20 protein-coding genes are annotated in these 22973 nt (G+C 44.2%); 9 read left to right on the top strand and 11 right to left on the bottom strand.

Annotated features, from left to right (window positions below):
- Positions 1-2 precede the first annotated feature (2 nt).
- Together ribA and KL866_RS08405 are read left to right on the top strand one after the other, a co-directional pair.
- Entirely contained in the window at positions 3-617 is a 615-nt protein-coding gene (ribA, locus tag KL866_RS08400) for a GTP cyclohydrolase II (protein ID WP_025256982.1), read from the top strand.
- Between the two features lie 181 nt (positions 618-798).
- Positions 799-2247, top strand: a complete 1449-nt coding sequence (locus tag KL866_RS08405) for a DUF3300 domain-containing protein (protein ID WP_214994580.1) — start codon at positions 799-801, stop codon at positions 2245-2247.
- 79 nt (positions 2248-2326) lie between these two features.
- On the opposite strand, the gene KL866_RS08410 is transcribed toward KL866_RS08405, so the two are convergent.
- The gene (locus KL866_RS08410; RefSeq protein WP_025256984.1) at positions 2327-3199 is read right to left on the bottom strand and encodes a RimK family alpha-L-glutamate ligase; all 873 of its coding nucleotides are present in this window, start codon (positions 3197-3199) and stop codon (positions 2327-2329) included.
- A 162-nt stretch (positions 3200-3361) separates the two neighbouring features.
- Between KL866_RS08410 and KL866_RS08415 the strand changes: the two genes are divergently transcribed.
- The 3 genes from KL866_RS08415 to KL866_RS08425 all read left to right on the top strand — a co-directional run bounded on the left by KL866_RS08415 (position 3362) and on the right by KL866_RS08425 (position 6262).
- Positions 3362-4843: a methyl-accepting chemotaxis protein gene (locus tag KL866_RS08415; protein WP_214994582.1), complete on the top strand. Its 1482-nt coding sequence runs from the start codon at positions 3362-3364 to the stop codon at positions 4841-4843.
- 38 nt (positions 4844-4881) lie between these two features.
- Positions 4882-5400 carry a DUF6436 domain-containing protein gene (locus tag KL866_RS08420; protein ID WP_214994584.1) on the top strand — a complete coding sequence of 173 codons (519 nt, stop codon included), beginning with the start codon at positions 4882-4884 and terminating at the stop codon, positions 5398-5400.
- Between the two features lie 121 nt (positions 5401-5521).
- The gene (locus KL866_RS08425) at positions 5522-6262 is read left to right on the top strand and encodes a MauE/DoxX family redox-associated membrane protein (RefSeq protein WP_214994586.1); all 741 of its coding nucleotides are present in this window, start codon (positions 5522-5524) and stop codon (positions 6260-6262) included.
- Between the two features lie 94 nt (positions 6263-6356).
- Here KL866_RS08425 and KL866_RS08430 read toward each other — a convergent pair whose 3' ends face one another.
- The 6 genes from KL866_RS08430 to KL866_RS08455 form a co-directional block, all read right to left on the bottom strand.
- Positions 6357-7337, bottom strand: a complete 981-nt coding sequence (locus KL866_RS08430; protein ID WP_214994588.1) for a histone deacetylase family protein — start codon at positions 7335-7337, stop codon at positions 6357-6359.
- Entirely contained in the window at positions 7334-9175 is a 1842-nt protein-coding gene (locus KL866_RS08435; protein WP_214994590.1) for a bifunctional acetyl-CoA hydrolase/transferase family protein/GNAT family N-acetyltransferase, read from the bottom strand. The genes KL866_RS08430 and KL866_RS08435 overlap by 4 nt, the downstream gene beginning before the upstream one ends.
- Positions 9176-9391: 216 nt before the next feature.
- Positions 9392-9889, bottom strand: a complete 498-nt coding sequence (locus KL866_RS08440) for an alpha/beta hydrolase (protein WP_025256990.1) — start codon at positions 9887-9889, stop codon at positions 9392-9394.
- A 60-nt stretch (positions 9890-9949) separates the two neighbouring features.
- Positions 9950-13048 carry an efflux RND transporter permease subunit gene (locus tag KL866_RS08445; protein WP_025256991.1) on the bottom strand — a complete coding sequence of 1033 codons (3099 nt, stop codon included), beginning with the start codon at positions 13046-13048 and terminating at the stop codon, positions 9950-9952.
- A gap of 21 nt (positions 13049-13069) precedes the next feature.
- Positions 13070-14215, bottom strand: a complete 1146-nt coding sequence (locus KL866_RS08450) for an efflux RND transporter periplasmic adaptor subunit (RefSeq protein ID WP_025256992.1) — start codon at positions 14213-14215, stop codon at positions 13070-13072.
- A 311-nt stretch (positions 14216-14526) separates the two neighbouring features.
- The gene (locus KL866_RS08455; protein WP_025256993.1) at positions 14527-15198 is read right to left on the bottom strand and encodes a DNA-J related domain-containing protein; all 672 of its coding nucleotides are present in this window, start codon (positions 15196-15198) and stop codon (positions 14527-14529) included.
- A gap of 160 nt (positions 15199-15358) precedes the next feature.
- On the opposite strand from KL866_RS08455, the gene KL866_RS08460 reads away from it, so the two are divergent.
- Positions 15359-16075, top strand: a complete 717-nt coding sequence (locus tag KL866_RS08460) for a DUF1499 domain-containing protein (protein ID WP_025256994.1) — start codon at positions 15359-15361, stop codon at positions 16073-16075.
- Positions 16076-16211: 136 nt separating this feature from the next.
- Here the strand turns inward: KL866_RS08460 and KL866_RS08465 are convergent, their stop codons facing one another.
- Both KL866_RS08465 and KL866_RS08470 read right to left on the bottom strand, forming a co-directional pair.
- Positions 16212-16529, bottom strand: coding sequence for a multidrug efflux SMR transporter (locus KL866_RS08465; RefSeq protein WP_214994592.1), 318 nt, complete (start codon positions 16527-16529; stop codon positions 16212-16214).
- A gap of 109 nt (positions 16530-16638) precedes the next feature.
- Complete coding sequence (locus KL866_RS08470; RefSeq protein WP_025256996.1) at positions 16639-17241, bottom strand: LysE/ArgO family amino acid transporter; 603 nt, start codon at positions 17239-17241, stop codon at positions 16639-16641.
- Positions 17242-17464: 223 nt separating this feature from the next.
- Between KL866_RS08470 and KL866_RS08475 the strand changes: the two genes are divergently transcribed.
- Positions 17465-18349, top strand: coding sequence for an ArgP/LysG family DNA-binding transcriptional regulator (locus KL866_RS08475; RefSeq protein WP_214994594.1), 885 nt, complete (start codon positions 17465-17467; stop codon positions 18347-18349).
- Between the two features lie 7 nt (positions 18350-18356).
- Here KL866_RS08475 and KL866_RS08480 read toward each other — a convergent pair whose 3' ends face one another.
- Positions 18357-19940: a diguanylate cyclase gene (locus KL866_RS08480; protein ID WP_251139920.1), complete on the bottom strand. Its 1584-nt coding sequence runs from the start codon at positions 19938-19940 to the stop codon at positions 18357-18359.
- Between the two features lie 129 nt (positions 19941-20069).
- Positions 20070-20378 carry a hypothetical protein gene (locus KL866_RS08485; RefSeq protein WP_025256999.1) on the bottom strand — a complete coding sequence of 103 codons (309 nt, stop codon included), beginning with the start codon at positions 20376-20378 and terminating at the stop codon, positions 20070-20072.
- 211 nt (positions 20379-20589) lie between these two features.
- On the opposite strand from KL866_RS08485, the gene KL866_RS08490 reads away from it, so the two are divergent.
- Together KL866_RS08490 and KL866_RS08495 are read left to right on the top strand one after the other, a co-directional pair.
- Positions 20590-21069 carry a hypothetical protein gene (locus tag KL866_RS08490; protein WP_025257000.1) on the top strand — a complete coding sequence of 160 codons (480 nt, stop codon included), beginning with the start codon at positions 20590-20592 and terminating at the stop codon, positions 21067-21069.
- A 724-nt stretch (positions 21070-21793) separates the two neighbouring features.
- Entirely contained in the window at positions 21794-22972 is a 1179-nt protein-coding gene (locus KL866_RS08495) for a DNA cytosine methyltransferase (RefSeq protein ID WP_214994596.1), read from the top strand.
- Position 22973 lies beyond the last annotated feature (1 nt).

Here is a 22973-nt window from a genome sequence, read left to right on the forward strand (position 1 = left end):
ACATGAGTAGCAAACAGCCTAAATACGAATATGTCAGTACTGCAAAATTGCCCACTAGAATGGGTGAATTTAAAATTCACGGTTTTGTTGAAGCCAGCGGCCAAGAGCACGTTGCCCTTTCCTACGGAGAGTGGAAAGCTGATGATGTAGTGCCTATTCGTATTCATTCAGAATGCCTGACCGGCGATTCTTTATTTAGCACCCGCTGTGACTGTGGTTTTCAGTTAGAAAAGGCCATGCAAAACATTGTAGATAACGGTTACGGCGTTTTGCTGTACTTGCGACAAGAAGGCCGTGGTATTGGTCTTTTAAACAAAATTCGCGCCTACAATCTTCAAGATAGCGGCATGGACACTGTTGAAGCTAATGAACACCTTGGTTTTGACGCTGACCTTAGAAGCTACGACATCTGCAAACTAATGCTAGACACGCTTAATGTGAAGCATGTTGAGCTTATGACGAACAACCCTAAAAAGCTTGCTGCATTAAAGGCACTTGGCATAGACGTGGTGGCAAGAAAGCCTATTGATCACGGCATCACGAAAGACAACAAGCATTATCTTAAAACGAAGACAGAGAAGCTTGGTCACGCCTTCGACCCGCATGTTTTCAAATAGCTAGAGACATTGTCAAAGCCCAATACACGCTAGCATTAATTATCTTCTTAAAGCGCCCACAGTAACGTGGGCGTTTTCTATTCAGCTTGGGTTAATTATCTGTTGACTATATTGTATACAGACTTACCACATTGCGCGCGAAAAGCAGCTGCTTTGCAGCATAGCAATGTAAGGAGAATGTATGAAAAACATAACTTTATCTGTGATTATTGCTCTTTCAAGTGTATCTGCGCTGCCTGTCTTTGCTCAATCAAACTCAAGCGTCGCAGAGGCTTCTTCTGCGACTCAGCAATATTCTGACGCAGATTTAGACAGTGCACTTGCGCCCATCGCGCTTTATCCCGATACGCTTCTTACGCACATTTTAATTGCCTCTACCTACCCTCTAGATGTTGTAGCAGCCGACCGCTGGCGTCAAAGTAATAGCCATTTAACGCCGGAACAAGTAGAAGGAGTATTAGATGGCGTAAGTTGGGACCCGAGCGTAAAAGCGCTCACCCCTTTTACCGAACTACTTAACACAATGGCCAGTGATCTTGAGTGGTTGCAGCAGCTTGGTGACAATGTACTTATCGACCAAAGCCGTGTGCTAGACCGTGTTCAAGTTCTTCGGCAGCATGCACATAACACCGGCAACCTAACAACTAACGACTACATTGAAGTTGAAAGAGAGCGTGATAGCAGTCGTGAAATTATTTATATAGAGCCGCGTCAGAGGGAGGTGGTGTATGTACCATATTACGACCCGAACATTGTCTATGGCCATTGGTGGCATGCGACTTCCCCTGTACGCTGGCGTCACCACGTAAGCTATCATCACTATAGCAATGTATATTGGTCTCCAAGTGTGCACCTTTCTACTTTCTTTTTCTTCGGCAGCGTGCACTGGCATAACCGTAATGTTGTTATTCACCGCGAGCCCGTACGTAGGTATTACCACGGTAGCCCACGAAAACGAGTTGTAAGCCGCGATTATCGCCGCTGGGAGCACAGTGCTGTGCATCGTCGTGCACGTTACTCTAATCGCGTAGTTCAAAGCGCGCCGTCACGCTATGAACATGCAGGTGTTACGCGGGCCAAACACGTATCTAATAGACATACCAAAACGGTAAACACTTCAACACGTCATAGCAATAAGCACTCTAATGAGTCAGTAGCGCATACTAAGAATGCTAAGCCTATTAAACGAACTATAGAGCCCAAGCGGGTAACGCCGCTTCGAGAAGCTCGTGTGCAGAACAAACAGGGCTCTGTGAAACGCAAGCAGTCGATAGAGCATGCACTAAAGCGCAACCAAGCGGTGGCCAGAAGTGAAAAGCCGTCACGCGATAACACATTAAGAGCGTTAAAGCGTGACAAGCCGACTCGGATGACGCCTTCACCACAGCCTAAAAAGGCTGCAAACAGAAATGGTACGGTCCAACGTTCAGTGAAGCAAAACGTCAATCGCCAGCGCGTTGAAAGGACGAGCCCACAGAATCGCTCTATTGCCCGCGAAAGCGGCAAACCAAGACGTATTGAACGAGCAAGTAATAATAGGTCGGTAAAACATACTCAACGTGAGAGACCACAAAGACAAATATCTCGAGTGGAACGCAGCAGCGACAAGCGTAACAGCTATAAGCACTGAAATTTAACAGCGGTTTGCGATAAAGGTTGTACTTAGAAAGGGTTAGCAGCAACGTTTGCTAGTCCTTTCTATTATGCACTCAGCGTGCTGCTTCATGAAATTTCAACAAAGCCTCCACAAAGCGAATTGGAGACTGGTCATCAAGGTTGAAGTACAGTGAAGGCTCAATAAGCTCTAGTTCCATTATTGCCCAGTCATTATTCTGCCTAACCAAATCAACTCGCGCATATAGCGCATCGCAAGGCATGGCAGACAAGGCGTTTTGGGCAATATCCAATTGCGCACTGTCTACAGCAACAAGGTGTAAACTGCCTCCATGTTCTTCTTGTACGCGGAAATCGCCTTTTTTCGGTACCTTCTTAATAGCATGGCTGAATTCTCCACCGAAATAAAACAGTGAATACTCACCTTCATCTACGACACTACTCAAAAACCGCTGCACCATGAAGTCCCGTTGATTGAAGGTATCGAAAAGCACTTGTTGTTTAGTAGACCAGTCTGCTTTTGACAGCTTGAACGTGTCATCAGCGTTAGCACTGAGCGTGGGTTTAATGACTAGGGTATCGCAATGTAAACTTAAGAATGCCTCTTCAATTATGCTGTTATTAAACGTGCTTCCCCACATCGTTTCAACAATAGGCACCCCTTTATCTTCCAAGTCTTTTAGATAGTGCTTTTCGATATTCCATTGCATCAATGGCAATGGATTTAGCAGAGTAGCGCTAGAGGCCTCTATGCTTTGAAGGCAAGCTAGAAAAGCTTCAGCATGTTGCTGATAGTCCCACGTACTTCGCACGATTACGTAGTCAAATGCATCCCAACCCACAGACTTCATGTGCCAAGATATGGTGTTCACACTCCAGTCTTTTTGCTCAAAAAAAGGGATGAGCAATTCGTCGTAGACAAAAAAATCTTCAAGGTTATCCGTAGAGAGAAAGGCGACAGAAGGCATTGAAATTCCTTGCACTAAAGGCATTAAGATTTTTTAAGAATAGACACTATTAGACCAAAGTTAAATGTCTAAAAATCTGTTAGTTACGTAAAATTTGCTGAAATTTAGCACGCCTGTAATTTTTAACCTACACTTTATTACAAATACGTTTCGGAGATTGATATGCGTTACCCTTGGCTGCTGGAAGGTCATAAGATTTTTCGCGTAGTGATCATTGTACAACTTGTTATCGCCGTTGCTATTGGGCTTTTTACTGGTGAAATATTGCCAGCATTTATTTTTGGTGTACCGATTGCCGTTGTACCTTTGATATTGAGCTCGCAAAACCCGTATTCTGCAATTAGCCGCCACGCTATGGCGATTGGCGTGCAGCTACTTACCGCACTGCATATTCACCAATCTTTTGGGTTAATTGAAGTTCACTTTGAAATTTTTGTAATACTTGCGTTTCTTTCTTGTTTTAGAGATTGGAAGGTAATACTAACGGGCACAATAGTGGTCGCTGTTCACCATGTCTCGTTTTTCTTCTTACAGGTAAATGGTTTACCGCTTATTATCTTTGAAGAGGGTCATGTTACTTTTCCAGTTCTGCTTTTGCACGCCGGATTTGCGTTAGCCGAAGGTGGTGTTTTGATTTACATGGCCAAGCAAGCCCACCAAGAAGGTGCAGGCGCCGCCGAACTACGCCTAGCCATTGAAACCATGCAGCAAACTGATGGCAAACTCGATTTGTCTGTTGAACTAAATCGCGATAATAAAATAGTAAGGCCTTTCGCTGAACTTATTGATCAAGTGAAATCGCTCATTGAGCTTGCTTCTAATTTGACTGATGAAGTGGTTAAAGGGGCTACAAATATGGAGCTAGCGGCAAATAATATGTTTGAAATCAGTAAGAATACTGACCAAGAGCTTGCCATGGTTTCCGCATCGTCAGAAGAAATCGCACAAACCATGCAGCTTTCAACAGAGCAAACTACACTTGCTAGCGATAAAGCGTCAGCTGCGCAAAACGCGTCTCAGTCTACGCGGGATTCTATTTCTAAATCCAGCAATACTATAGACTCGTTGCGCAACACGTTAAATGCAGCAGCACAAACTAACACAGCACTAAATGAACAATGCTCACATATTTCAGATTCCATGCGCTCAATTACTGCCGTGGCTGAACAAACCAACTTGCTTGCACTCAATGCCGCTATTGAGTCAGCCCGTGCTGGCGAACATGGTCGCGGCTTCGCCGTGGTAGCCGACGAAGTGCGCACACTAGCCATTCGCTCAAAAGAAAGTGCAGACCAAATTACCAGTATTACCGAACAACTCGTTGCGCAAACGGCAAGCTCGGTTGATCAAATGCAAACCTGTATACAACTGGTCGATGAAGCTGTTGTTTCAAGTGATAGCGCTACCTCGGCTATGACAGAAATTATGCAGCAAATTCGCGAAGCCAGCGAAAGTATGACCGAAATTGCTACGTCTGCAGTTGAGCAGGAAAGCGCGTCGACTTCGATAGCACAAAGCACCGCGCGTTTGAGTGAACTTACTTCTGAAGAACTTGCTACCGCTGAGTCGCTTGCAGGTGAAGTTGAAGTGTTGTCACAAATATCTCAGCGCATGCGCAGCGCTATTGAACGCTTTAAGCTTTAAGCACAGAACTTAAAGCACGGTCGAAGGCGTTTTGCTTCATGCATAAAAAAGCGAGCTGGCTGCTACTTGTATTATGGGCGATAGGGCTGCTTTGTGCCCTATTGGCGTATGGTCAACGTCAGCTATCAGACTTCGACCCTAACGGCGAATTGCTTCACCGCACCACCGCACCAGACTTTGACGCATCCCTCGTTGCAATTTTAGAAAAACAAGGTATCCAACCAGGTTCTGTGATTCATGTGGGAACACAATACCGCTGCTATTGCGACACCCTTACTACACCACATCAAACTCAGCTTACGGCCAAGCTTGGTAGCAACTTTCGTCAGGTCAGACTGATTGTAGAAGATGTACCTGAGCTAGCAGCTATGCTTGAGGCTGTGCCGGCACTTATCGTGTTAGATAAACAAAACCAACTTCGCTATCTAGGCCCTTATGCCACAGGCTACGGTTGCTTCACTGGCAAAAACCTTGTCGAACAGGTGGTTAGCTACACCACGCAACTTCCCTATGCAGGCGCCGTTATTAATACTGATGCTACCGGTTGCTTCTGCTAAAACGCTGGCACAAATTATGTAACCCTCTTTGTATCTCGCAATATCACTTTAGATAGAGCAATAAACGGGCAAATCTTGCACGCACATTGCTCTTTAGTGAAAGCTTTACAAGGAGTTCACAATGTCTAAGCGCGCAATACTTTATCGCATGGTTACCCCAGAGCATATTTGCCCTTTTGGACTCAAATCAAAAGACTTGCTCGAGAGGAACGGTTATGAGGTTGATGATCATCATTTAACTAACCGAAGTGAAACCGATGCATTTAAAGAGAAGCATGGTGTGAAAACAACTCCGCAGACGTTCATAGACGATAAGCGTATTGGCGGCTATGACGATTTAAGAGATTACTTCAATTTAAAGCAAGAAAGTGAATTTGGGTCGCGCTACACCTCTATCATCGTAATTTTTTCTCTAGCGGCACTTATGGTGTTCGCGCTTATGCTCAAAGGAGGGCTACCAACAGGCCTTGAGCCTTTTGTATTGAATTTTATTGGTGTGGCTATGGTGATACTCGCCCTGCAAAAGCTACAAGACTTAGTGGCTTTCTCAAACCAGTTTATCACCTATGACTTACTGGCAATGAAGCAGGTACGATACGCTTATGTGTACCCTTTTGCAGAGGCGTTTGCCGGGCTCGGCATGCTTGCTGGTCTTCCTGCGCTATTGGTTTCACCAGTTTCCATTTTTATCGGCGCTATTGGTGCGGTTTCTGTTATTAAGGCGGTATACGTCGATAAGCGTGAACTTAAATGCGCCTGTGTGGGTGGTAATTCAGATTTACCCCTTGGCTTTATCTCATTAACTGAAAACCTAGCCATGTTAGGGGCAGGACTTTACATGTTGTCTGCATGGCTAGCCTAAGTAAAGTGAAGGCTGATAGAGCCGTGGGGCTGCTCGTTACCAACTCGTAAATCAGATGCATATAGCGTTATTTTAAATGACTTAGTGCGGTGCCCTATTGAGCATCTTCAATAGGGCGGCTCATCCCCTTTATATGCGCCACTACGCTTCGGCCCAACGCACTTAAATCATAACCGCCTTCTAGCATACTTACGATACGACCTTCGCAACATGTATCTGCAACCGCGCGAAGCTGTTGGCTTACCCAAAAATAATCATCTTCTACTAGGCGTAGGTGAGCCATTGGGTCTTCAGCGTGAGCATCAAAACCTGCAGAGATAAAAATAAGTTCAGGTTGAAAGTTACGTAATGCTTCGAACCAATGCTGCACTTTTTCCCTGAAAACTTCTCCCGTAGCCCCCGCTTCAAGCGGCACTGAAAGAATATTACTTGCTGAAACCGGCGAGCCACTATGGGGATAGAAGGGGTGCTGGAAACTACTGCACAGCATGATGCGCTGGTCGCCAGCTACAATTTGCTCGGTACCGTTACCGTGGTGCACGTCGAAGTCGACAATGGCAACTCGTTTTAGCTCATAGTTTTGAAGCGCGTAGCGAGCCGCTATAACAATGTTATTGAAAATACAAAACCCCATAGCACTATCGTATGTCGCATGGTGTCCAGGTGGCCTAGTAGCACAAAAGGCCTGCCTGTCATTACCTTCCATTACCCAATCGACAGCATTACACCCTGCACCGGCCGACTCTAGCGCAGCGTTTAAGCTGTGGCGCATTAAACCTGTGTCTTCATCTAACCAAGCCACATTGTCTTTCTTTTCTGAATAGAGTGTTTTTTCGTGGTCACTAAATATAGATTGGGCCGCGCGCTCAAATACATTTTTCACATAATATGGGTCATGCGCGAGTTTAAGGTAGGCTTCGGCAATGGGAGTAGCATCGGCATGCTCACACACCATTTCTAATCCAGAAGATAGCAACTGGTCGTCTATAGCAAATAAGCGGTCAGGAGATTCAGGATGGTCTTTTCCTAAATCGTGCTTGGTGCCGTGTTTGCCGCGAAATATTTTTATCGTCATGTCAAAGATGCCACATCTAGTACTAACTCTACATCACTGGGGTCGCCAGTAAACTTCCGTTTAAATTTCGCTTGCTCGAAGATGGTGATCATAGGGCTATTATCGCCACGTACATAAGCCATCATTTTCGCAATACCTCTTACTTTTGCTACGGTGATAAGCTCATTTAAAAGCCGGCTAGCCATACCTTTCCCCTGCTGGGTTTCACGGGTAACAAACGCGGCTTCACAAGTATTGTCGCTTGGGTTGTAGTAAAACCTGCCCACCGCATGAATGGTAATACGAGAACCTTCTTGTCTTACAATACACAAAGCCGCATCAGAGCTTTGGTCAACCGACACCAGGTTACATGATTTCTCACGAGACATTTGTTTAGGGTCGTAGTTGTAGCGCAGCCTCAGCGTCTCTTTGGTGTGGGAGTAAAAGAATTCTTGCAGGCGCCTTTCATCTGCCGGGTTTAACGGGCGCATGTAAAAGGTTTCACCTTGTATATTTAGCTTCTTTAACTGTATGGCACCTAGCTCAGGTATATCAGTTGGAAATTTAGCTTGATAATGGGGAACCCAATAATGCTGTCGAACCTCTTCTAACAGTGCTGAACGAAATTTAGGGTGTGCCACACGAATAAGCTCTAATGCGCGCTCTCGAATACTCTTTCCTTTAAGAGACGCAATGCCGTACTCAGTCACTACATATTGAACATTTCCCCGCGAAGTCACCACGCCAGCACCTTCGCTTATGCGCGGCGTAATACGAGAAACGGTCTCATTTTTTGCGGTCGATGGTAGTGCAATAATCGCTTTACCACCTTTACTGATAGATGCACCAGTAACAAAGTCTACCTGACCACCTATTCCACTATAGAAGTCGTAACCAATCGAATCAGCGACCACTTGCCCGGTTAAATCTACTTCCAGCGCACTGTTTATCGCTACCATATTGTCGTTTTTGGCAATATTAGTAGGCTTGTTGACATAACTACTCGGGTAAAATTCAATATGCGGATTATTGTTAATTAGGTCGTAGAGCTTGCGCGTACCGATCGCAAAACTGGTTACGATTTTTCCAGGGTGAAAGGTCTTTTTCTTGTTGCTAATAGCACCAGACTCTAACAGTTCAATGATACTGTCGGTAAGCATTTCGCTGTGAATACCTAAGTCCTTGTGATTACATAAATATTGAAGCGTTGCACTTGGAATTTTACCAATACCAAACTGCAGCGTGGCGCCATCGTCCACCAGCATAGATACGTATTGACCAATTCGTTCAGCCACTGAATCAATAGGCGGCGGTGTTACCTCAACCAGTGGCTCTTCGGCCTCTATACAGGCTGTGATTTCGCTGATATGAATATAAGAATGTCCTGCGGTCCGTGGCACCTGAGGGTTTATTTGCGCAATAACTTTCTTACTCTGCCTAATGGCCGACATAGCAATATCCACTGCAGGGCCTAACGAGCAGTAGCCGAATTCATCTGGAGGGCTAACGTTGACTAGAGCCGCATCGAGCGCCAGCGTGCCATCGCTAAACAAGCTTGAGATTTCAGACAGAAAAACGGGGGTATAGTCTGCACGCCCTTCATCGACTGCTTTTCGCATCGCCTCACCGCCAATGAAGAAGGTATTCGCCTTAAATAGGTTTTTGTATTCTTCTTTAACCCAGCGTGTATCGCCGAGTGCCAGCATGTGAACAAGCTCTATATCGCTAAAACCTTCGCTGTTATCAATAAGGTGCTGCACGAGTGCGTGAGGTACTGACGCGTTTCCGCCTACAAAAACACGGCAACCCGACTTTATTAAAGACGACCACTGTGGTGCTTGAGGTAAACTAAATGCCATTTCCATCTGCCCTTTTTATCGCAATATCTCATGATGCCATAAAAACAGGGCCATTCCTGCTTTTGAATACTAGAGCGCTATAAGCGATTGGTCGTAGATCAAGTTAGAAAAGTGTCAACGCTATTTAGGTCGGGTTATAAGTAATAAAAAAGCCCACAAAAGTGGGCTTTAAACACGTAAGTGCGTGGCGCACTTACGTCAGTAATATTTAGAACGTCAGTAGCGAAATTTTTCTAACCAATTTCTAAAAAATGGTGATATGACCGACTTACTATTTGCTAGACGATGGCCATCATTCAACAATAGAAGCTGGGCTTTCTGATGGCGGGCATACTTAAGACTGTTTTCAATGGGAACAACATCGTCGTTCCAACCGTGTACCAGACTTACGTAACCGTCATAGGGAAAGCGCTGAACTTTATAATTCGGTAAATACAGTGCGGGAGCCATAAGGAACACGCCCCGCGCCGATATCTGACTCGCTGCTGCCAGCGACACATAACCACCCATGCTAGAACCTACAAGTACAACGTCATTGCACTTTTCAGCAATAGTCTCTTTCAAACGTTCTAGCCGGGCCTCGGGGCAGTCAAGATCTTGATAATCAATACTCTCAACACCAAAGCCCATATCATTTGCAACATTAGAAAGCGTGGTTATTTTACTGCCCCAAGGGCCACTCTCTTTACCGTGAGAAAAAACAACAGTGGTCATAACCAATATCCCTATTTAAAAAAGTGAAACGTTTTTTTCCCACTCTAGCGCAATTAATTGTTACTTGTCTTCCCTATGGAATAGTTTTTCTACCATCACATAGAACATAGGCACGAAGAATATAGCCAAGAAGGTCGCAGCAAACATGCCACCCATTACCGCAATACCAATAGCATTTTGGCTTGCAGCGCCCGCGCCACTGGCTAGTGCTAGCGGCGTTACCCCTAAGATAAACGCCATTGACGTCATCAAAATTGGGCGGAAACGCTGGGCCGCAGCGTTAGAAACAGCCGTCATTAGGTCTTCACCATTTTCGTACTGCTCTTTAGCGAATTCAACAATCAGGATAGCGTTTTTCGCTGCTAGACCTACCGTCGTTAGGAACGCTACCTGCAAATAAACATCATTAGGTAAATTAAAGATAAAGGCAGCGGTAACTGAACCCAATATCCCTAACGGCACCACCAGCATAACAGCAAATGGAACCGACCAGCTCTCATAAAGTGCGGCTAGACATAGGAATACCACTAAGATTGAAAGCGCGTAGAGCATAGGCGCTTGTGAGCCTGCTTCTTGCTCTTCATAAGATAAGCCTGACCATTCAATAGCAAAGCCTGAAGGTAGTTGCTCAACCAACTTCTTCATTTCATCCATCGCTTCGCCTGAAGAAACTCCTGGAGCTGCACTACCTTGGATGTTTACCGACGATATACCGTTAAAACGTTCTAACTTAGGCGAACCATATACCCACTCGGTTGTTGAGAAGGTGCTGAAAGCCACCATTTCCCCATCGCTATTGCGTACAAACCACTTGTCGAGGTCTTCTGGCGTCATACGATGCGGTAAATCTGCCTGCATATACACCCGCTTAATACGACCCTTATCAATAAAGTCGTTAACGTAGCTGGAGCCCCATGCAATTTGCAGTGCGTTGTTAATGTCGCTTAAGTTCAAGCCAAGCGCCGACGCTTTCTCGCTGTCGATATTAATTTTAAACTGAGGCACATCGCTAAGCCCGTTAGGACGAACTCCCGAAAGCTTAGAGTTTTGAGCAGCCATGCCTAGCAGTTGATTTCGCGCATTCATAAGGGCCTCATGGCCATTACCACCACGGTCTACCAACTGCATATCGAAGCCCGTAGCATTGCCTAATTCCATAATAGGAGGCGGCACAATTGGAAACGCTGACGCATCTTGAATCTGACTAAATGCGCCGAAAGATCGCTTCATTACGGCGAAGGCTGAGTTATTTTCGTCTCTCACACTCCAATCGTTGAAGTTTATGAACGCCATACCTGCATTTTGCGCCTGACCTGCAAAGCTAAAGCCCACTACAGCAAACATACCGTTTACCGCTTCGTTCTCTTGCTCAAGAATGTAGTCTTCAACCTGTTTAATAGACTCAAGAGTACGTCCCGCGGTCGCACCAGGTGGCGTGCTAACTAGCACCATCATCCGTCCTTGGTCTTCATCTGGAAGGAAGGCTCCAGGGAGTTGGCTGAAAATAAACACCATGCCACCAACAAGTAAACCATACACTACGAAGTAGCGCTTAAAACGCTTTGCCATGTGGTTGGTTGTTTTTTGATAGCGGTCACGGCCTTTATTAAATGTGCGGTTAAACCAGCCGAAGAAACCTTTATTCTTGTCGTGATCTTCCGAGTGCTGTTTCAATAAGGTGGCACATAAAGAAGGCGAAAGTACGATGGCCACAAGCACTGAAAATGCCATGGCAGAAACAATAGTTACTGAGAACTGGCGATAGATTGCACCTGCTGAACCGCTGAAAAACGCCATTGGGATAAACACAGTTGATAGCACAGCGGCAATGCCCACAAGTGCGCCTGTGATCTGCGACATAGACTTCTTCGTCGCTTCGGCTGGCGGTAAGCCTTCTTCTTCCATGATGCGTTCAACATTTTCTACAACGACGATAGCATCATCAACAAGAAGACCGATAGCCAGTACCATGGCAAACATGGTCAATACGTTGATACTAAAACCAAAAGCCAGTAGCACTGAAAAAGTGCCAAGTAGTACAACAGGGACAGCAATGGTAGGAATTAGCGTTGCGCGCCAATTTTGAAGGAACAGCAACATTACCAAAAATACTAATACTACCGCCTCAATCAGTGTATGTACCACTGACTCTATAGAAAGCTCGATGAAAGGGGAGCTATCTACCGGGTAAACCACTTTTACTGTATCGGGCAAGTTTGAACGCAGTTCTTCAACGCGAGCTTTCACTGCTTTGATGGTATCAAGCGCGTTTGCGCCAGAAGCGAGGCTTATTGCCATACCAGAAGCTGGTTTGCGGTCATAACGAACAATAACGTCATAACTTTGTGCACCAAGTTCAACGCGGGCTACATCACGCACGCGTACCTGTGAACCGTCGGTGTTCACACGAAGCACAATGTTTTCAAAATCTTTAACCGTTTGAAGGCGGCTTTGCGCTTGAATAGTTGCGTTTATTTGCTGATTTTCAATTGCTGGCATGCCACCTAGTTGCCCTGCCGAGACATCAGTATTTTGCACCTGCACAGCTGCCTGTACGTCAGTAGGCGTTAGGTTGTAGCTATACAGTTTGTCAGGGTCTAACCAAATACGCATAGAGCGCTGCGCCCCGAAAACTCGTACATTACCTACACCATTGACACGAGAGATAGGGTCCTGAAAGCTCGATACTAGCATGTCGCTTAAGTCGAACTGCGTCATGGAATCGTCTTCAGAGTAGAAACCTACAGCCAACGCAAATGCGCTGTTTGCTTTGTTTACCGTAACCCCTTGTTGCTGCACTTGGGTAGGTAGCAACGGCAGTGCACCTTGCACTTTGTTTTGCGTCTGAACTTGCGCAATGTCGGGGTCGGTACCGGGTTCAAACGTGAGCGTAAGTGATACGCTACTATTTGAACTGCTTGCCGAGAAATAACGTAAATTATCAATACCCGTAAGGCTTTGCTCAATAACTTGGGTAACCGAGTTTTCTACTGTTTCAGCCGACGCCCCCGGATAGGTAGCAGAAATCGTTACAGAAGGTGGAGCCACCTTCGGATACTGCTCAATTGGCAGTGAGGTAATGGCTAGTACACCAGCCATCATAGTGATAATTGCCAGCACCCATGCAAACACGGGCCTGTCTATAAAAAAACGAGCCATATTACTTAAATCCCTTGTTTGCTATCGTGAGCCGCGCGAAGACGGTTGCCATTCAGACGGGTTGACTTTTGCGCCAGGTTTTACCTTTTGGTAGCCTGTCACAATTACCTTTTCTCCCTCGCTCACACCACTTATCACTACATATTTGTCACGATATATCTTGCCAATTTCTAATGTCCGACCTTCAACCTCATTGTTCTGATTCACTACATATACAGAAAGCGAACCGTCGGGCTGACGAGTGGTAGCACGCTGTGGAACCAACAGCGCATTCTCACGACCGGTAATAACATGACCTTTTACGAATAAACCAGGTAGCAACACGCCATCAGGATTAGGCATTTCGGCGCGAAGCGTCACCGAACCGGTACTTTCATCTACTGTAACTTCTGAAAATTTCACACTTCCGGTTTTGTCATAACGCTCGCCGGTAACTTCGTCTACCGTAAGCTCAACATCCATTGAACCTTGCTTACGCATAGACTGACGTAGTGTAATAATGGACGACCCCGATTCCTGCATATCAATATAAACAGGGTCTAATTGAGTAATGGTAGCTAACTGTTGCGCTTGGTTGGTTGTAACCAGCGTGCCTTCAGTAACATATGAACGGCTAATTCGACCGCTTATGGGCGCGTACACCTTGGTATAACCCATGTTCACTTTTGCTACATCAACCGCGGCTTCCGCCACGCTAATAGCAGCTTGAGCCTGATCTTTTTGAGCAATTACGTCGTCATACTCCTGCTTACTTACCGCATTCTGTGCCACAAGGTCATCGTAACGTCGCGCTTTTGCTTCCAATGTTTTAAGGTTTGCCTGAACGCTTTTAAGGTCAGCTTTGGCACTATTTAGCTGAGCTAAATAACGAGCCTCATCTATTTGATAAAGCTGCTGGCCTTTTTCCACATGCGCACCTTCTTCAAATAAACGTTCAGTGATAACACCATCCACCTGAGGGCGTACTTGCGACTGGCGCGACGGGCTTACTCGCCCCGGAAGCACCATTTCATGTACTACAGGTTGCTGATTCAGCGTAACTACCGACACTGAGGGTGCAGGCATACCTTGCTGAGCACTTTGCTGTACTTGTTCGCCTTCATTCGAACAACTAATAACACCTAACAGAGTTATAAATGCTGCAGTAACATAAAAAATGCGACTCATAAATTTTCTTTTTCCCAATAACTTTTATACAAAACACTGTCTTGGTTCTGTAACTATCAATTAAACGTTAATTTTTGCTTCCAATGCGCCGAACCATCCCAACCCTTAAAAACTGGATACATAGAATAATCGGAGAAGGTGTGACGTAGCTAAGCAATCATTTATACGGAACTACGCTCAAGTAGGTCATATTGTGCGCATTTGGTGATGATAATGGAAGTCAATGAAGTTGAAGTTACAGTTGTTGTCGGTCAATCACCGCCCCCGTATACATTATCCGAATAATTCAAAACTTAAAGGTTGAATGTGTTCTATTTAAACGAATAGTAACGAATTAGGATTTGATACGCTTGAATGACTGATTGAGCCTCTTGCTGCGTTCCGCCCTTATCAGGATGCGCTGATTGAAGGGTGCGTTTGTATATGCGTTTTAACTGCTGAAGGGTGACAGGCGAGTCTTTCGGAACGCCAAGTACAAGGTGGGCTTTTTCAATATCGCTTTGCTCGTAGCCACTTCCATCATCTTGCTCCATCTTTTTCCAAAACGCATCTAAAAGGGTATCGACAGCATCACGATCGGTCTTCTCAAAATTGCCCCAGTCTAAGTAATACTCTGCAAGTAAGTCTGGTTTATCTAATACGGTAGTACTTTCATCGGCAGAACTTTGCATTAGGACACTGGCATTAAATAGGTTTAGCTTTATGCTGAGCGCGTGAATATCTAAAAAGCCTTCTCTTTGTTCTATCCAGTGTGTCTTTAGCTGATACAGTGCATGAAAAAGAACAAAGTGCGTTTTAAAAAGCATGAATGGGTCTCGTAATGCGTCTTCATCAAACAAGCGGAAAGGTGCTTTTTTTAAAATATTAATGAGCTCATACTCAGTAATTCCGGCGACAAAAAGCGACTTTTGTGTCGATAAAATATCAACAAGAAGTTCGGCTTGTAGCTCATGCGCTTCATTGGTGCTCGACTGTGAATGCAAACCTAGTCCCTTTCATTTAGCTTAGTTAATACATATTAAACCCAGTGTACAAAGATGTTTTACGTCGTCCTAATTGAATTTTTCGACGAAAGTAAACCAAATTCCCCCATTCACTGTTAAAGTAAACTGGTCAAATTAAAATAATAGCCTTGGAGTTCACTTGAAAGCACTCATTGCCCTTACCAGTATTGTTGGTTTTTTAATGGTGGTATTACCTGGTCCACTATATCAGTACGCAGGTGTTAGCTTAGGTACCGCATTTACGTCACTTCGTTTCGGTGTATACGTGGGCGGCGCAGCGTTAATACTTATTGTTCTACAAGTACTAATCAATCGTAAAAACGTGAGCTGGGGAAGCACATTTGTTTGCGCCGTTCTTGCTCTGGTCGCTGTAGGTATGCCTGTTAGTATGATGAGCAAAGCCAGCGCAGTTCCACCAATTCACGACATTAGCACTGATGTAACCAACCCACCTGAATTTGTTGCCATTGCACCACTTAGAGAAGGCGCGCCAAACTCAGTTGCTTATGAAGGCGGTGATGTTACTAAACAGCAGCTAGAAGCATACCCTGAAATTAAAACTCAACTACTACCTCAACCAATTAATGAAGTTTATATGGCCGCAGAAAAAGCAATAGAAGCACTCGGTTGGGAACGAGTAAGTGAGGGGGCATTGCCGAATACGCTAGAAGCCACCGACACAACGGCGTGGTTCGGCTTTAAGGATGACGTAGTCATTCGTTTAACAGCAAAAAGCGATGACACCCTTGTTGATGTACGCAGTAAGTCGCGAGTAGGTAAAAGTGACTTGGGTAAAAATGCTGAGCGTATAGAAACCGTTATGGCCGAGCTAAGAAACCAGCTTGGTTATCAGTAATTTCGCCCAGAAATTTACGCTCAAACTAAAAAGCCCGACAGTGAATGACTGACGGGCTTTTAGATAACTGGAGCGGCTTATTTCTAGTTAAGCTGAGTTTAAACAGTAACCATTCAAACTCAGAGCCGACTTTTTGTTAGTGAGCTAGCTTTAATACCACCACGCCTGCCACAATAAGAGCAACACCGAAGTAACGTGCTAGCGACGACGGGTCACCATAAATTATAACGCCTACCAAAAACGTGCCTGCAGCACCTATCCCAGTCCACACGGCATACGCGGTACCAATAGGAATTTGCTTTTGCGCCGTCCACAGGCAAAAGCCACTAGCCGCCATAAACCCTATCGCAAGCAGAATTCCCATTACTCGAGTTTCCGCCTCTTGCGACATTTTAAGTCCTACGGGCCATCCAATCTCCAGTAAGCCCGCAATAATCAAATAAATCCAACTCACTTATGCATCCTTAAAATCAGAAGTTTTGGTTTATCGGTACTAGTATATCTGTTCAGAGAAAGCGAAAAATTCAGCGCATCTTAGTATTTAGCTATTCAGCGCTTTCTAACTAAAGGCTTGCCAATTGGATACTCACCATTCCAAGTACCGCTGCATTCAAGCGATTAAACCAGCGCCAAAACTTAGGGCGCTGCATGTGGTGGGCAAAGCGTGATGTCAACGTACTTAACCCTATAAACCACACAATAGATGCACCGATCGCGCCGCCTACAAACCACCATTTGTTCTCTTGCCACTGGCTCGCTAAATTACCCATTAGCAGCAGAGTGTCTAAATAAAAATGCGGATTAAGCCAGGTTACCGCTAACGCAATAAGTAACGCTTTCTTGAAAGACAGCTGCTTTTTTGCCATCTCTAGAACAAGCGCGTCATTAGCTAAAGAAGACTTTATTTTGTTAAACGCTATCCACAACAAAAAGGCTACGCCAGCCCACTTGGTAACGGTTACCAGCATTGGATACTCTTGCAGCAATAAGCCAAAGCCCATAGCGCCCAAGCTAATGGAAATGGCATCGCTTAAGATAAAAAGTAAAACAAATAGCGAGGTCCATTGTCGTTTCATAGACTGCTCTATTAGAAAGCTGTTTTGAGCGCCTACTGCGATAATAAGAGTACCGCCCATCACGAAACCACTGGTTGCTGCCGCCAACATGATAAATGCCTTTTCGAATAAAAAATTGAATAAATAATTTGTACGCTCTTTGCTTGTGCTTTTGTTTCGTGGCCTTTGCCGCTTAACATTGAGTGTGGGTATCCAAGCAACATTTCGAACTGGCGCCATTTTATACATCTTGCACTACTTAATTAAATTAATGATACTTGTTTTAAATAAGCAAAATTAATAATTTTAACTTTCCCTTCACAGGCTTTGAAAAATGCTAGATTACGATGCGCTTCGGTGCTTTCACGAAGTTTTGCGCTATGGTGGTTTTGAAAAAGGCGCTCAGGCATTAAACCTTACGCAATCAGCGGTTTCGCAAAAAATCAAACGTCTTGAACACAGCGTTGGCGGGCCTGTTATGGTACGAACTAAACCCCTTCGTGCAACACCGCTGGGAAAAGAGCTACTTGCCCATATACAAAAAGTTAGTGTGCTGGAAGAAGCGTTGAATATTAAAAGTGGTTTAGAAGCCTCGGCGGTGCCTATCAGCGTGGCAGTGAATAACGATGTACTTGCTACTTGGTTTTCGCAAGTTATGGCAGTATTTAGCGATAAGCGCGCCAACCCTGTTCACATTGTTAATGCGGATCAAACTCAAACCCGAGACATTCTTCAGCAAGGCCGCGTTATGGCGTGTATTAGTCAAACAGGTACACCGGTCAGTGGCGGTCAATCGGTGAGACTGGGCACCATGCGCTATCAGCTTTATGCGTCACCGCGGTTTATTGAGCGATATCTTCACAAAGGCATCACGCCTGAAAGCGTGATGAATACGCCAGGCCTTTTGTATGATGAGTACGATGTTACTTTACTTACTGACTATCAAAGAGAGTGTTTAAATATTGCACCAACGTTCACCACGTGTCACTGGTATCCATCGTCTCACGGTTTTGTGAAAATGGCGCTAGATGGTGTAGTTTGGGCTTTGCTTCCCACACTTCAGGTTGTGCAAGAAGTAAACGAGGGCGACCTTATTGCGCTTTTTCCAGACAAAGAGCTTGGCGTGCCTCTTTTTTGGCATTACGCAACACTAGAGTCGGCTGCCCTTGCCGACCTTACTAAAGCTGTTAAACAGGTCGCAAAGGCACAATTAAAATAACGCCACATTAAGAGCTAGCGGCATATTCCGCGTTTTTACGCTTTTCTTTCACGCTATACATCAATTTATCGGCGTGATTTAACAAGCTCGACAAGTCTTTGTAGCGTTCTTTTGTAATGTAGGCGCCGACACTCGCTGTTGTGTTTATCACAACGTTTTCTGTTCTGATATCACGATCAGCTAAGCTTTCCTCTATGCGGGCAGCGAGTCGTTCAGACTGACCTTCACTATAGCAATGGCTTAACACCACAAACTCATCGCCTCCTAAGCGGCCCACTGCATCTTGCTCTCTACAACGACTCATCAAAATTTTAGCTATTACTTGCAGCACTCTGTCTCCAGCATGGTGACCATACTGGTCATTAATTTCTTTAAATTTATCAATATCAATGAAGAGGAGTGTTAAATAGCCACCTTCTTTATTGAAGTTATTCAACAGCGACTGCGCTACTCCTTCCCAACCGCTGCGGTTTAATACTTTACATAAGGAGTCTGTCGATGCGCGTTTAAATGCACTAAGCCTGTCGTCATTAAGTTTTTTAACTTTTCTTGAAGTAGCAATAGCAAAAATAAAGGCTTCTATAGTTATCCCTAACACAAGGGAGTATCGATACAAAAATGGCGATACTTCTGTAAAAACTAAACGGAAAAGCATGGACAAAACCATCGCTGCGATCCCCAGCATTACTAAATTTGCACAATGCACTTTGCGATAGGCAGCGTAAACACAACTTGATAGCGTGCACGTCATAGTAATAAGGGTAATTAGACTCAACATGCTGTTTATTTTCATGGCATCTGAGACTGGAAGAATAAGCTGGACTACGGAAAACGCGAGTGCTGCACATGCCATTCCTAACATAAATTGGCGCTGCCACCCTTTTAGAAGCGCTTTAAAATCAAGTAGCTGATCTAAGAATTTCACGCCTGCAAAAAGGGTGATCCCAGCAAATAGTAAATGCAGTTGGAAATTCGCAAGCAAAGCGACTTGCGGAAATACAATGTTTAACAACCCTTCTTGGAGTAAAAAGAATACACCAGCACTGAAAACGTAAAAGCTATAGGAGTACAGGCCATAGTTGCGCATACTTGCCCCCAGCATGCCTACGTATAGAGTAAGCGCCAGACAAAAGCCAATAAATAGGCTCATCGTGAGGGTGTGAATAGATGCGAATTTATGGAAATTACCAAGCGATGTCACTTTAAACGATACGCGGCGTTCCACCTGAGCATTAATATCCAGATAAAAGCGGTTGCTTGAACTGTCAATTAAGTATGCTTCAAAGGCACTAGGTAACCTTTCAACTTTGCGCATTTTGCTATCGTATAGCTGGTTGTAATTAATATAATTACGCGGGAAATACAAAACATACTGCGCATCGACATTACAGCTTAACACAAGTCGCTGATCGCCCGCTTTAAGAAGAAAGGCTGTTGTAGTGGGCGCATCAATTTCGTTTTCAAAGTTGCATTTAGCAAGCGAGTGGGCACTTGCTGCACATAAAACAAGCCCTATAAATAAGCGAATAAAACTACCTGACACACGCCATGTCATAGATTTGCTTCCTACTGATACCGCAGCCAAATCCATGTAGCAAAAATATCCCTGTACGGCTATTACACTAAGATAAGTTATGCTTGGTTATATTTAGGTATAAAAACCAACACACATTAAGTTTAGTTTATAAATTTCAGTTCGCTCGAAAAAAGTTACTTTTATTTAGCGTCGCTCAATGGCTGGTATAGCAAAGTAAGCATCTAAGTCTGATTCTTTTAATGCGTCGAGTTTGCGCTTTCTCTGTGCCCTTTCGTTAATGGTTTCTCCAAATACTTCCATGTGCAAATCGGCTATAAGGGCCTTACCTTGTTCTTTGCTGATTAAGCCTATTACTTCACCGGCGTGCATGAACCCTTGCACGCGATATTTTTCTGCCTCTACTTTTTTCCCATCTTTACTTGCCTTGTAAAGACTTACCAGTTGCGCTTTGCAGGCGTCTAAAAATAGTTGTTTTTCACTCTCGTTTTGCATTTTCGCATCCCTTTTATTTGCCTGTATACCTTAGCGGTATTTGCTAGTTTTAGATAGCTGCCTTTACCAAAGGTCCAGTATTGTTTTTCTACTGTTTTTGATGGGTACAACTAAAGTTCATTGGTGAGGATGAGGCATAACACCTACGCTTTATTAAGTGCTAGAGGTTTAATCTTCTAGGAAGTCACGGGTAAAAAAAGCGAGCTCCACTATGCGAGTATCAACACTTTTAGGTATTGCCACTTTCTTGGTATTTCCCCCCATTGCTGAAGCTAAGGGGGCTGCAAATGGCGCTGCTCATCATTGGGAAACGTCACCCCATCATTTATCGGCACTAATAGGTACCACTTACACAAAAGAGTGTGGCAACGCATTCACATTGGGCATCGATTATGAGTATCGGCTTAGCGACTTTTTAGGCGTGGGGTTTGTTGCAGAATACGCTTTTGAAGACTTAGACGCTTATACTTATTTGCTAGTTGCCGACCTTCATATTACAAATAACTTTATTGCACAGATAGGCCCTGGCGTTGAGTTTCACGGTAGCCATAAAATGGAAGTGGCAAGGTTGGGCTTTCTATACGAATTTGAAATGTCGGGCATTACCGTGTCGCCGCAGCTTCATTACGACTATCATCGAAACCACAAAAGCGCGGTTGTTGCGGGGCTTGCGATTGGTATGTCGTTTTGATGTTCAGGAACAATAAAGTTAGTACACTAATTAAAGCCTTAGTGTAAAACTGTCATACTTTTTGCCATCAACTCTAAACCATTCATTATTAATATTTCGTGAAACCTATAGGTATTTGAGTAAACAGGATGCTTGTGACTCTCTAGAAATCAAGTTGCTTTTGATGCATATGTATCCCCCACAACTACCGCAAAAGCCCGTAGACATCTAACGCAGGCTATCGACTATATCCATTCATCCTCGAGCCAAGCAACTCCATCATTAGTTACTCTTCCCCTCAAAAAATCAATACGAAACCTCTGTTGTGTCGTGCCGGAAAAAACTTCGCCAGATTCAAAGCGATCAAACAAAGCACGAATTATTCGTGCATACCTCCCATTTATGCTAACGTGCTTATCTAAAAAGGGAGTAAGAAAGTCAAGTTCCGCAAAAGAGTAACTACAGCTTATTTTTGAATGTCTGAAGTAGGAAAGATGTCTTCTCAATACCTCGGGTTTAACTTCAAGTACTTCTTATGGGAAACTATTTCCGTAACTGCCGCCGAAGCAAATTCACTCAAATACAATTCCGCCATTCCATCTAAACGGAGCTTCACTTCTTCCCAATTAAACATAATGTCATTTTGTCCATATCCTTGACGTCCATAAAACTTCAACCATTAGAAAATAGCTTTTTATACATATCTAAGTAAAATATGCTCCCGCATTAGTTTTGAGTATTTTGGATGACAGTTAAAGCAATAGATTTATTCGCTGGTGCGGGTGGCTTCACTTGTGCGGCGCATGATGCAGGAGTTGAAGTTATTGCTGCAATTGAGTTTGATCAAGCTGCATCAATAACTTATCACAAAAACTTTATTGAACGCGAAAATCGCAAAATTGATTTGAGATCGGGTCCTTTCGATGGCGATATTAATAATGTCGACCCAAAAAAGCTCCGTGTTAATCTAAGACTAAAGCAGAAAGAATTAGATTTGATTCTAGGTGGACCGCCATGTCAGGGATTTTCTACTCACCGCATTAAGGACACTGGAGTAAATGATCCTCGAAATACCCTCCTCTTAAGGTATTTCGAATTTGTCAATGAGTTCAAACCAAAAGCCTTTCTAGTTGAGAATGTCGCTGGGCTACTTTGGACGCGTCATAAAGAATTCTTGAAGCAGTTTCTTACACTAACTCAAGAAGCAGGCTATGCAATCAAATTCTGCGATATAATAAATGCCAAAGATTATGGGGTTCCGCAGAATCGTAAACGAGTGTTTATCTTCGGCCTTAGAAACGACCTAGACAGTAAGGATATTGAATTTCCTCCACAACCTACACATTTTTCACCTACCTCAAGTAAAAAACCTCACTGGGAAACTGCCTCAAGTGTTTTTGAAAAAGTGCCAACTGAGCTATACGAAAAGTATTGGCTGCACTATTTCAAAAATAAATCAAAACTCAATAAAAAGCAGACTTTCGAGCTATTAGATTCGCTTAGCTACGGAGAGCCATTCAAAGAAAATGACCAGTGCGATATAAAAATGGAACCCACCTCAATGATGAAAGAACGACTTTCTGATACTCCGCTGAACGGAAGTAGAGAGGATGCAGGAGAGAAACATAGGCTAAAATGTCACTCTAATGGATACAAAGGCCACAAAGATGTTTATGGTCGCATATTAATTCATTTGCCCAGCAATACGGTTACTACTGGCTGCAATAATCCTTCTAAGGGCCGTTTTGTTCATCCGTGGCTCAACCATGGTATTACGCTTAGACATGCAGCGAGATTGCAATCTTTTCCTGACGAGTTTAATTTTTATGGAAGTTCAACCGAGAAAGCGCGGCAAATTGGTAATGCAGTGCCACCATTACTCGGCAAAGTATTGATAAGTGATATATGTAGTAGATTGAACTAAA

The organism is Alteromonas sp. ALT199, from assembly GCF_018619335.1.
Classification (GTDB): domain Bacteria; phylum Pseudomonadota; class Gammaproteobacteria; order Enterobacterales; family Alteromonadaceae; genus Alteromonas.